The organism is Amycolatopsis sp. CFH S0740, assembly GCF_004522315.1.
Taxonomy (GTDB): Bacteria; Actinomycetota; Actinomycetes; order Mycobacteriales; family Pseudonocardiaceae; genus Amycolatopsis; species Amycolatopsis nivea.
The window spans coordinates 85,189-96,278 of record NZ_SDLS01000004.1; the positions used below are offsets into that span (position 1 = coordinate 85,189).

Sequence of the window (11,090 nt, forward strand, 5' to 3'; positions counted from 1 at the left end):
GTGGCCCTCACGGACCGGCACAGCCCCGCCGGCCGCGGCCGGTCAGCTCGCGAACCCACTGGACTCCCGCCGCTGTCCGTGAAGGGCTCCTTGAGGGAATCTGGTTCCCGCAAGGAGTCCTTCACGGACCTCAAGCCCGGGTCAGCCGGCCGAGTCCAGCGGGTTCGGGCCCAGGTCGGTGGGAAGCCCGAGCTTCCCCGGGTTCAGCAGCCCGGCCGGGTCCAGCGCCCGCTTCACCTCGACGAACGTCCCGAACCCGCTGCCGAGCGCATCCTCCAGATACGGGCCGCGCAGCAGCCCCGACCCGTGGTGGTGGCTCAGCGCCGCCCCGTGCCGTACCAGCACCGCGTTCGCGGCATCCCACGCCGACCGGTACCAGTGCCGCCGCTTCTCCGGCTCCACGTCGCCGCGCAGCGAGAAGTACAGGCAGGCCCCGTCGGTGTAAGCATGCGACTGGTGCGCCGACGCCGCCAAAGTCCCCGGCACGGCCTGGATCGCGGCTACCACCTCGTCGTAGATCGCCGGGAGCGCGGACCACGCACCGGCCATCTCGAGGGTGTCGGCGACGAAGCCCGGACCCGGGGTGAACCCGTCGGCGGACTTGCCGACCAGCATCCGCTCGTCCAGCCAGCGGTCGAACACCGGCTGACCGTCCAATTCGGACCCGGTCGCGGCGCATTCCTCGGCGCTGACCTGGATCATCGCGTCGACCAGCACCGGGTCGCCCTCGTCGGCGATGAGCAGCAGGTTGGTGTCCGGCTGGCCGAAGTGCGTGCCGCTCTCGTGCTTGTCGTACAGCCGCATCGCGGCCGGGGTCGCGCCGCGCTGCATGATCCGGCGGCAGGCGTCGAGCCCGGCGGCGAAGGTCTCGAAGCCGTACGCGATGGCCTTCGAGTACGTCGGCAGCGGGTGCGTGCGCAGCCGCACCGCGGTGATCACGCCGAGGGTGCCTTCCGAGCCGACGAACAGCTGCCGCAGGTCGGGGCCGGTCGCCGCGCGCGGATAGTCGCCGAAGCGGGCCAGCGTGCCGTCGGCGAGGACGACGTCGAGGCCGACGACCATGTCCTCGATTTTCCCGTACCGGGTGGACAGCTGGCCCGCGCCGCGGCAGGCCACCCAGCCGCCGACGGTGGAGATCGCGAACGCGGACGGCCAGTGCCCGGTGGTCGCGCCGTGCGTTTCCTGCAGTTCCTTCTCGAACAGGTCGCCGAACATGCCCGCCTGCACTTCGACGATCTGCGATTCGGCGTCGAACGACACGATCTTGTCGAGACCGCACACATCCAGCACGACCCCGCCGTACACCGGCAGCGCCGCCCCGGTGACGTTGCTGCGGCCCGCCGACACGGTCAGCGGCACCCGGTGCTCGGCGCACAGCCGCACCGCGGCCTGGATCTGCTCCACGGTGCTCACCTCGGCGACCACCGCGTCCGGGGTCGCCGGGGCACCCGCGGTCTCGCCGATCATCGAGCCCGCCCACCAGTCGCGCGTGCGCAGCACGACCTCGTCGCGTTCGGTGTGCACCGCGTCCGCCAGCTCGCGCAGCGCCTCGATCAGCGCGGCGGGCACGGCCACCGCGGCGGTCTGCAGCGACGCGTCGCCCTTGCCCGGTTCGGTGCGTCCGCCCCAGCGCGGCGGCGTCGGCGCGCCGACCACGTAATTGCCCCGGTTGAACGGGTGCGTGACGGTCTGACGGCTGATCATGCGTTGGCTCCCAACAGGTTGTCTCCGAACAGGATCGACTTCTCCCGGGCGACGTCCGCCCGGTACTGCTCCACTTGCGCCGCAACGGTTTCCGGGCTCAGGCCGAGTTCCGCACCGAGCAGTTCGCCGACAAGCGGAGCGGCCTCGACCGACGCGTCCCGCGCGAACAGCCGCAGCCGGGTCCGCCGCGACAGCACGTCGTCCACCGAACGCGCCATCTCCGAGCGCGCCGCGAACACGACCTCCGCCTTGAGGAACGGCTGCCCCTCGATGAGCGGCTCCCCCAGCGCCGGGTTCTCGTCGACCAGCGCGCTCACGAACCGCGCCTCGGTGCCGTACCGGCCGCCGAGGTGCGCGGCGACGCCACCGGTCGCAGCCGTCGCCTCGGCGTCGTATCCGGCGCCGCCGATCAGCGGCAGATTCTTGGTGCGGCACTTGGCTTTCCGGCCCAGCAGCCCGAGCGCCTTGTCCACGACCAGCTCGCCCATGTGCCTGCTCGTGGTGAGCTTGCCGCCGGTCACCGTGACCATTCCCGCGGACACGGTGATGTGGTGGTCGCGGCGCATGTCCAGCGTCGCGCCCTCCTTGCCGCCGACGAGCGGACGCAGGCCCGCGTAGCTGCCCAGCACGTCGCTGGCGTCGAGCTTGGTGTCGAAGGCGATCTGGGCGCCTTCGAGGAGGAAATCCATTTCCTCGCGGGTGCAGTGCACGTCGTCGGTCGAGCCGGTGTAGTCGGTGTCGGTGGTGCCGACCACGACGACGTCGCCCCAGCGCGTGCAGGTGGCCCGCCGCGCGCGGCCCGGGATCGGGACAGTGACGGTGCAGTCGTTGCGGATCTTCGACCACGGCAGCACGATGTGCACGCCCTTGGCCGGACGGACCTGCGGCTGGTGCCCGCTGTCGGCCATGCCCTCGACCCGGTCCGCCCACACGCCGGTCGCGTTGACCACGACGCGCGCCCGGATGTCGATCTGCTCGCCGTCGGCCTGCACGGTCGCGCCGGTGACCCGTCCGCCCGCGGTGCGCAATCCGGTCACCTCGGCGCCGTTGACCACCACCGCGCCGAGCCGGGCGGCACTGCGCACGATCGCCAGCGTCAGCCGTGCGTCGTCAGCACGGCTGTCGTAATACATCAGGCCGCCCTTGAGGTTCTCCGCGCGCAACGTCGGAGCGTGCGCGAGCACCTCGTCCACGGTCAACCGCTGGTGCAGCTTGCCGATCCGCCAGCCGCCCGCGAGGTCGTAGGTCCACAAGAGACTCTCGAACGCCTTGGCGATGCGCGCGTCGAACACGCCGTCCTTGGCCAGGATCGGGAACAGGAAAGGCAGCCGCTGCACCAGATGCGGGGCGTTGCGGCGGAACCGCTGCCGTTCGAGCAGCGAATGCCGGACCAGGTCGAGGTTGCCCTGCTCGATGTAGCGCAGCCCGCCGTGCACCATTTTGGACGACTTCGACGAGGTTCCGGATGCGAAGTCGTCGCGCTCCACCAGCGCCACTTTGAGGCCGCGGGAGGCGGCGTCGAGCGCGGTGTAGGCGCCGGTGACGCCGCCGCCGATCACCAGCACGTCGAACGTGCCGGTTTCGAGGTCGGTCAGCGCGGTGCGGCGGTCCAGCCGCAACGGCGCGGACAGGGTCGCCCTCGCGGCGACGGCGTTCGGCCGTCGGGACGGCAGTGTGAACATGAGCTTGTTCTCTCCACTCAAAAGTTGAAAACGTCCACAGAGGACGGTCAGGACAGCGAAGCCGCGAGCACGCTCTGCCAGCGGGCACGCAGTTCGCGCCGTTCGTCCTCGGGCAGCCGAGGCTCGAAGACCTCGCCGTTCCCCAGGTTCGCAACGGCTTCGGCCAACGACGGCCACACGCCGAGCCGGACGCCCGCGAGATACGCGGCACCCCGAAGGCTGGCGGTCGCCGAATCGGCCACTCTCTCGATCTCGACTCCGGCGAAATCGGCTTGGCTTTGCAGCAGGACGTCGCTGGCGGCCAATCCGCCGCCGGCACGCAGGCGGGTCACCGGCCGGTTCATCGTCGTCCGCAGCGCGTCGACGGTGTCGCTCACCGCGTGCGCGATCCCGTCGAGCACCGCCCGCGCCACCACGTCGCGGGTCGTGGCCAGGCTCAGCCCGGTCAGCAATCCGCGCGCTCCGGGCCGCTGCACCGGCGTGCGCAGCCCGGCCAGCGTCGGCACGAACCAGGTCGACGTGCTGCCCGGCTGGGCCGCCGCCAGTTCGCTGATCTCGGCGGCGGAACGGAACAGCCCGAGATCCTCGGTGAGCCACCGCAAGGCGGAACCGGTGGTCGAGGTGTAGGCCTCCAGGCTGAACCGGCTGTGTCCCGCGCTGCGCCAGCCGACGAGGCACAGCACGCCGTCGACCTTGCCGAGCCCGGCCGGCGGTTCGTCCCCGGCCAGCGCGCCGACGAACGTGCCGGTGCCGTGCACACAGGTGCCCTGGCCCGGGGTCAGCGCGCCGAGCGCGATCAGCGAGGCGTGCTGGTCGCCCATCACCGCGGCGATCGGCACCTCGATGCCGAGCAGACCCGGGTCGGTGCGCCCGAAATCGCCGTCGTCGTCGACCGGCGGCGGGGCCAGCTCGGCCGGGAAACCCAGTGCGGCCAGCCATTCCCGGTCCCACGCGTGCTCGCGCAGCCGGTACCCGCCGAAGGCGACAGCGTTGGTCGCCGACATGACATACCTGGTGCGGCCGCTGAGATGCCACACGAGCCAGGTGTCGACCGAGCCGAACAACACGCGCTCGGCGGGCACGTCGAGCTGGTCGAGCTGCCGCGCCGCCCAGAGGAACGGCGCGCGGGTGCCGACCGGGCGGCCGGTCCGCTCCCACAGCACCGGATCCCACTCCGGAGCGAGCTTCGCCAGCTCGTCCGCGTATCGGGTGTCCTGCCACACCACCGCCGGAGCCAGCGGCCGCCCGGTCTCGCGGTCCCACAGGATCGCGGTGGCGCGCTGCGTGCACACCGACATCCCCACGATCTCGACACCGTTCTCCCCCGCCCACGCGATCGCCTGGCGGGCGACGTCGACGGTGCGCTCCAGCAGTTGCGCCGCGTCCTGCTCCACCCGCGACGGTTCCGGATGGACGACGTCGACGGCGGTGTAGAACGACGGACCGGACATCCCGTCCTCGCCGACCACCGCTGCCCTCGTGCCGGTCGAACCCTCGTCGACCGCCAGGATTCCGCGCCGCGTCACGCCGTCCTCCCCGGCAGCGAGATCTCCTCGTCGTCCGGGTCGACGCCGCTGCGGGTCGGGTCCCAGCGCACGACCAGGCAGGACACCAGGCCGAGCGCGGGCACCGCGGCGAGCAGCGCGATCGTCGGCCCGAGGCCGATCGCCTCCTTGATCTGCGGGAACACGTACAGCCCGATGACGCTGCCGAAGCTGCCGAGCATGCCGGTCACGCCGGTGCCGAGGGTGCGCACGTCGCTGCGGTAGGACAGCGCCGCGATCGACTTGCCGTTCGCGCCGGGGCCGGCGGAATGGAAGAAGATGAACAGGAACGGCAGCAGGAACCCGATCGCGATCGGCAGCTTCCCGAAGCCCAGCCCCATCACCAGCAGGATGGCGAACGCGAAGGCGTAGCCGACCGCCGAGCTGACCCGCAGCCCGATCTTCCGGCCGAACCACGCCGACAGCGCGCCGCCGACGATCCCGGCGACGTTGAAGACCATCGACCCGAGCGTGGCCGTCTCGAATTCGTTGCCGAAGATCGCGAGGCTGATCACCGGCAGGTACCAGCCGATCGCGAAGTACTGCATCGCCTGGGTCAGCGAGATCGCCGTGGACAGGAAGGTGCGCTGCAGGTACGGCTTGCGGAACAGCACGCCCGCGTGCCGGAACCCGATCTTGCGCTCCTCGGCCGCGGCGTCGGCGCCGCTGGCCGTTCCCGGCTCCACGTCGAAACCGTAGATCCGGCGGAGGCTGCGCGCCGCTTCAGCCAGGCGGCCCTTGGACGCGAGCCAGGACGGGCTTTCGGCGAGGAACGCGATCTGCAGCACCAGCAGCGCGAGCGCGAAGACTCCGGCCGAACCCACCGACCAGCGCCAGATCTCCACCGAAACGCCGGCTTGGTAGAAAAGCAGCGTCAGGGCGAGGTTCACCGTGGTGGCGACGTACCAGACGGACTGCCACAGGTTCAGCCGTCCGCGCAGCTTCGCCGGGGTGTACTCGGCGAGCAGCGCCATCGCGACCGCGAAGTCGATGCCGTAGGCGACGCCGACCAGCGCGCGACCGGCCCAGACCGCCTCGAAACTGCCGCCGGTCGCGGTGAGCACCGCGCCGAGCCCGGCGATCGCTTTCGCCGCGATCAGCGGCTTGACCCGGCCGATCCGGGCGGCCAGCCAGCCGCCCGCCGGGTTGAACAGGATGGCGACCGCGGGTGCGGTCGCGGTGAGCAGGCCGACCTGGCCCGCGCTGAGCCCCAGTTCCTTGGTCATCGGAGCGAGGCCGGCGCCGAGCGCGGCGTTCGAGTAGGCGTCGAGGAACAGCCCGCCCAGGACCAGGTACCACAGCAGGTTCGCCTTGCGCGGCAACTTCGACAACGTGTTGATCAGCGCGGTGACCTGCGAAACATTCGCGATCGATCGCGGCGCTGCGACCGTGGGTGAACTCATGGACCGCCAACTTTCTGCGCTGGCTGTCAGCGATCCCGGCATACAAAAAACAGACACGACGAAGACCGCTGACAGTGGCTCTTCGTCTGTGCCTGTCTGAGAACGCAAGATTAAGCGGCGTGCTCGCGGGCGTCAAGCAGCCCGCGAGCACGCGTCGGTCAGAGCACCTTTTCCAGGAAGGCCTGGGCGCGCGGATTCGCGTTGCCGGCGGAGAAGAACTCGGCAGGCGGCAGGTCGGCGGCGATCTTCCCGCCGTCGACGAAGACCACGCGGTCGGCGACCTTGCGGGCGAACCCCATCTCGTGGGTGACCACGAGCATCGTCATGCCGTCCTTCGCGAGCTCGGACATGATGTCGAGGACGTCCTGCACCACCTCGGGATCCAGCGCCGAGGTCGGTTCGTCGAACAGCATCAGCTTCGGGTCCATCGCGGCGGCGCGGACGATCGCGACGCGCTGTTTCTGCCCGCCGGACAACCGGTTCGGATAAGCGCCGGCGCGTTCGAGCATGCCGACGCGTTCCAGCAGGGCGCGCGCCTTCGCCTCGGCCTCCTCTTTGGACCGTTTGAGCACGTTCATCTGTGGCAGCACGACATTGCGCAGCACTGTCATGTTCGGGAACAGGTTGAAGTGCTGGAACACCATGCCCATCCGGGACCGCAGCCGGTCGAGATCGACGCCGCGCCCGGTCAGTTCCTCGCCGTCGAACGAGACGCGGCCCGACGTCGGGGTCTCCAGGAGGTTGAGGCAGCGCAGGAAGGTGGACTTCCCGCCGCCGCTGGGCCCGATCACCGCGACGACCTGGCCGGGTTCGATCGCGAAGTCGATCCCGTCGAGCACCTGGACGTCCCCGTAGGACTTGGCGAGGCCGTGAACTTCCAACAGTGCCATCAGATGTACACCGCCATCTTCTTCTCGAGGGTGCGCGTGGTGCCGCTGATCAGGTTGGTGAGCAGGTAATACAGCAGGCCGATGAACAGGTACACGGTCAGCGCGTCGAAGGTGCGGGAGATGATGGTCTGCCCGACCAGGAACAGCTCGTGGATGGTCACGAAGGACACCAGCGCGGAGTTCTTCGTCAGCGACACGAATTCGTTGCCCAGCGGCGGAAGCATCCGCAGGAACGCCTGCGGGATGATCACGTGCCGCATCGCCGACACCTGCGACATGCCGCACGACCGCGCCGCTTCCAGCTGTCCGCGGTCGATCGACTGCACGGCCCCGCGGAAGATCTCTGTCACGTACGAGCCGCTGTAGAGCCCGAGCGAGATGATGCCCGCGGTCATCGGCGGGAGCTGCAGGCCGAGCTGCGGCAGTCCGAAGTAGATGAAGAACAGCTGCACCACGAACGGCGTCCCGCGGATCACCGACACGTAGACGTTGCCGATCCACCGGACCGGCGCGATCTTGCTGAGCTTGGCGAATCCGCCGAGCGTGCCGAGCAGCAGGCTCAGCGCCAGCGCGAGCAGGATCACCTGAAGGCTGACCAGCAGGCCCTGCCACAGCTGTCCCGAGGAGTCGACGATGGTGGAGATGTTGAACAGCGAGTGCCCGCCCGACTTCGCAGCGGTGCTTTCCGCGCCGAACCACTTTTCGGTGGACTGCTTGTAAGTGCCGTCGTCGCGCATCTGCTTGAGCGCGGTGTTGAAAGCGGTCCGCAGTTCGGTGTCGGCCTTCTGGAAGGCGTAGCCGTAGTTCTCCTCGGTCAGCCGGTCGCCGACCTGCTTGAGGCCGCCCTGCTGCGCGATGAAGTACTTCCCGGCCGGAGCCCCGGTGACGACCGCGTCCGCCTGGCCCAGCTTCACCGACGAGAACATCTGCTCGTTGGTCTGCGCCGTGATCAGCTGCGCGGCGGGCTGGTGCTGGGTGAGCCAGTCGACCGACTTCGTGCCCACCTGGACCGCGACCCGCTTGCCGGCGAGATCCTTGAGCGAGGTGACGGAGTTGTCCTTGTCGGACACGAAAACCGCGAGCCCGCCCGGATAGTAGATGTCCGAGAAGTCGACGGCCTTCTCCCGCGCGGGGCTGATGTAGATCGCCGACGCGCCGACGTCGATCTGGTTCGCCTGCAGCGCCGGGACGATGTTCCCGAACGGCATCTGGACGAAGTCGACCTTCTTGATGCCCGCGCGCTGCGCGAGCGCCCGGACGAGGTCGATGTCGAAACCGAGCTGGCCGCCCTTGGCGTCGGTGAACTCGAACGGCGGGAACGTGGCGTCGGTGCCGACCCGGAGCGCGGTCTGCCCGGACCGCAGCGCGGCGAGCTTCCCGCCCTGCGGCTCGGCCGCGCTCGCCGCGCTCACGGGCAGGAACGCGAGCAGGCAGGCCAGCAGCACGGCGCCGAGCCGCGGCCAGATTCGCTGAGGGGGCATGGTCACTGTCCTTCCGGGACCGGACGGCTCGTCACGAGCGTGTGCGCGAGACGGGCCGCGATCCGGGCTGTGCGGTGGTCGACGTCGTAGACGGGGTTCAGTTCGGTGAGGTCGGCGAGGGCGAGCTTCGGGTCGCTCGCGACCAGCCGGCACACCTCGAGGACGACCGCGGCGGGTACGCCGAGGGTCGCGGGAGCGCTGACGCCCGGCGCCTGCGCGGCGGGGAGCACGTCGAGGTCGATCGACAGGTACAGCGCGTCGACGTCCGCGACGAAGGCCCGGACGAAGGCGAGAACTCTTTCCAGACGGCGTTCCTGGCAGTCGACGTCCAGGAGGTGGCGGACGTTCAGCCCGGCGGCCGTCTCGAACAACGCGGCGGTGTTGCCGGGTTCGCTGATTCCGACCACGGCGTAGGCGAATTCCGCGCCGCGTTCGGCTTCCGCGGCGGCGATCTGCCGGAACGGGGTGCCCGAGGACGCCCGGTCGGCTGTCCGCAGGTCGAAATGCGCGTCGAGGTTGAGGATGCCGAGGCGGCGGCCGTCCAGCCGGCCGCTGCGGGCGAGGCCGAGGTAGGAGCCGTACGCCGTTTCGTGGCCGCCGCCGAGCACCAGCGGGAGGTTTCCGTCGCTGAGCTGCTTCGCGACCAGCTCGCCGAGGTTTTCCTGCCCCGCTTCCAGCTCGTCGCCTTCGACGACGACGTCCCCAGCGTCGCTGAGCACGAACTCCGGCCGGATCGCGAACGACGCCAGCGCCTGCCGGATCGCTTCCGGCCCGCCGCGCGCTCCCGGCCGTCCGCCGTTGCGCCGGACCCCGGCGTCGCTGGCGAACCCGATCAGCGAAACCCCGGGGCCGCTGGAGAATTCGTTGACGGCGTGGTGCCATCGGCGATGTTCCGGACCGCTGCCGTCCTCGCGTCCGGTCCACTTCCTGGTGCTCACACGTGCTCCTGCAATCGGCTGATGTCCTGCGCGGCGGCGTGGGTGAGCGTGACGAGGGAATCGCGGCGCGGACGCACGCGGAAATCCGGGGCCATCGTGCTCACCGCGCCGACGAGCTTGCGGTGCCGGTCCAGCACCGGCACGCTCACGCCCCACACCCCCGGGTCGACCTGGCCGACGCTCTCCGCGAAGCCCTGGTCCCGGACCCGGCGCAGCTCGGTTTCGAGCTTCGCGACCTGCTCCCCGCTCAGCCCGTGCGCCTTCGCCGAATTCGCGACCCGGTCCTCCGGCAGGTGCGCCAGCAACGCCTGCGCGCTCGCCCCGAAGACGAGCGGCTTGCTCAGCCCCGGCGAGAAACTGCACCGGATGACGCGGGTCCCCTCGGCCGCTTCGACGCAGAGCACGTCGTTGTCGCGCGCGATGAGGAACGCGGCGAGCTCGTCGGTGTCCGCGGCGAGCTGCCGGAGCCGCCGCTTGACGCCGCCCTGGCCGAGCGCCTCGCGGCGGTAGTTCTCGGCCATCTGGACGGTGAGCGAGCCCGCGCAGTACCGGCCGCGGGTGCGCGACTGGTGCACGAGGCCCGTCTCGACGAACGTCGTCAGGTAGCGGTACACGGCACTGGACGGGATCCCGGTGCCGACGGAGATCTCCTCCGCCGTGGCGCTCTCCCGCTCGGCGAACACCGCCAGGATCCGCGCCGCCCTGGTCCCGGCTCTCCGGTTGGCATCCGCGCTTGTCATGGCGGGCACGCTACGTCGCGGACGGGCGGGTTCCTAGCCGCTTTTCCCAGTTAATGGGAAGTTTATTCCCGGTGATTGGCTGTGTGCGGAGCGTCCGGAGCCCGCGGCTGCTCAGGGGGAGCGTTCTCCGCTGGGCGGGCACGTCGGATCCCGATAGCCCGGGCCGGTGATCCTGCTGCGGAGCTCCGTGTTGTCGCTGACTTTCCGGGCCTCGGGGAACTGGACGCGGAGCTGCTCGGCGATGCCCTCGGTGTCGGTCTGGTCCTTCGGCACCACGGTCACCGAAGCGGGCAGGGCGTCGGCTGACGTCAGCTCGAGCAGCTCCGGCTCGTTCGCGAACATCTTCCGGAACCTCACGTAGCCGTCCTGCTTGGTCTCGGTGTAGGACCGCAGGACCCGGGGATCGCCGCGCAGCGCCCGGGCGACCGCCATCATCTCGGCGTCGGTGCCGAGCATGACCGTCACGGTGTTGGCGCAGACGTCACGGTCGCCGATCGGGATCGCGCCGTCCGGCAGCGCGTACCCGGCCACGGTGCGTCCGCTGAACAGCCACCAGCCCGAACCGCCCAGCATGGCTGTGACGGCCAGCACGACCGCCGCGGTCGCCAGCCGGTATCGGCGATCCGTGCGCGGTGCGGCGGAGTCCTGGTCGCTCATCGTGTTTCCTTGTTCTGGACCAGCCGTGGTCGTCGAAGAAATCGACAGTGC

9 protein-coding genes are annotated in these 11,090 nt (G+C 70.3%); all 9 read right to left on the reverse strand.

Going from position 1 to position 11,090, the window contains the following annotated elements; all coding sequences use genetic code 11:
* Positions 1-141 precede the first annotated feature (141 nt).
* The gene (locus tag EIZ45_RS09100; protein ID WP_134662228.1) at positions 142-1,704 is read right to left on the reverse strand and encodes an FAD-binding oxidoreductase; all 1,563 of its coding nucleotides are present in this window, start codon (positions 1,702-1,704) and stop codon (positions 142-144) included.
* The gene (locus EIZ45_RS09105; protein ID WP_037812933.1) at positions 1,701-3,386 is read right to left on the reverse strand and encodes a glycerol-3-phosphate dehydrogenase/oxidase; all 1,686 of its coding nucleotides are present in this window, start codon (positions 3,384-3,386) and stop codon (positions 1,701-1,703) included. Before EIZ45_RS09105 ends, EIZ45_RS09100 begins: the two co-directional genes overlap by 4 nt.
* A 47-nt stretch (positions 3,387-3,433) precedes the next feature.
* Positions 3,434-4,912 carry an FGGY family carbohydrate kinase gene (locus tag EIZ45_RS09110; protein WP_134662229.1) on the reverse strand — a complete coding sequence of 493 codons (1,479 nt, stop codon included), beginning with the start codon at positions 4,910-4,912 and terminating at the stop codon, positions 3,434-3,436.
* Positions 4,909-6,333 (reverse strand): MFS transporter, encoded by a 1,425-nt coding sequence (locus EIZ45_RS09115; RefSeq protein WP_134662230.1) that lies wholly within the window; start codon positions 6,331-6,333, stop codon positions 4,909-4,911. Before EIZ45_RS09115 ends, EIZ45_RS09110 begins: the two co-directional genes overlap by 4 nt.
* Positions 6,334-6,491: 158 nt before the next feature.
* Positions 6,492-7,223 (reverse strand): amino acid ABC transporter ATP-binding protein, encoded by a 732-nt coding sequence (locus EIZ45_RS09120; protein WP_134662231.1) that lies wholly within the window; start codon positions 7,221-7,223, stop codon positions 6,492-6,494.
* Positions 7,223-8,704 (reverse strand): ABC transporter substrate-binding protein/permease, encoded by a 1,482-nt coding sequence (locus tag EIZ45_RS09125; protein ID WP_134662232.1) that lies wholly within the window; start codon positions 8,702-8,704, stop codon positions 7,223-7,225. The genes EIZ45_RS09120 and EIZ45_RS09125 overlap by 1 nt, the downstream gene beginning before the upstream one ends.
* Before the next feature lie 2 nt (positions 8,705-8,706).
* The gene (hutG, locus tag EIZ45_RS09130) at positions 8,707-9,642 is read right to left on the reverse strand and encodes a formimidoylglutamase (RefSeq protein ID WP_134662233.1); all 936 of its coding nucleotides are present in this window, start codon (positions 9,640-9,642) and stop codon (positions 8,707-8,709) included.
* Complete coding sequence (locus EIZ45_RS09135; RefSeq protein WP_043840082.1) at positions 9,639-10,382, reverse strand: IclR family transcriptional regulator; 744 nt, start codon at positions 10,380-10,382, stop codon at positions 9,639-9,641. The genes hutG and EIZ45_RS09135 overlap by 4 nt, the downstream gene beginning before the upstream one ends.
* Before the next feature lie 111 nt (positions 10,383-10,493).
* Positions 10,494-11,039, reverse strand: coding sequence for a permease-like cell division protein FtsX (locus tag EIZ45_RS09140; protein ID WP_134662234.1), 546 nt, complete (start codon positions 11,037-11,039; stop codon positions 10,494-10,496).
* Positions 11,040-11,090 lie beyond the last annotated feature (51 nt).

What these genes read in the sequence shown, in the direction of transcription:
- EIZ45_RS09100 (WP_134662228.1), bottom strand. Translation starts at nt 1,704, where the DNA reads ATGATCAGCCGTCAGACCGTCACGCACCCGTTCAACCGGGGCAATTAC.
- EIZ45_RS09105 (WP_037812933.1), bottom strand. Translation starts at nt 3,386, where the DNA reads ATGTTCACACTGCCGTCCCGACGGCCGAACGCCGTCGCCGCGAGGGCG.
- EIZ45_RS09140 (WP_134662234.1), bottom strand. Translation starts at nt 11,039, where the DNA reads ATGAGCGACCAGGACTCCGCCGCACCGCGCACGGATCGCCGATACCGG.
- EIZ45_RS09120 (WP_134662231.1), bottom strand. Translation starts at nt 7,223, where the DNA reads ATGGCACTGTTGGAAGTTCACGGCCTCGCCAAGTCCTACGGGGACGTC.
- EIZ45_RS09115 (WP_134662230.1), bottom strand. Translation starts at nt 6,333, where the DNA reads ATGAGTTCACCCACGGTCGCAGCGCCGCGATCGATCGCGAATGTTTCG.
- EIZ45_RS09135 (WP_043840082.1), bottom strand. Translation starts at nt 10,382, where the DNA reads ATGACAAGCGCGGATGCCAACCGGAGAGCCGGGACCAGGGCGGCGCGG.
- EIZ45_RS09125 (WP_134662232.1), bottom strand. Translation starts at nt 8,704, where the DNA reads ATGCCCCCTCAGCGAATCTGGCCGCGGCTCGGCGCCGTGCTGCTGGCC.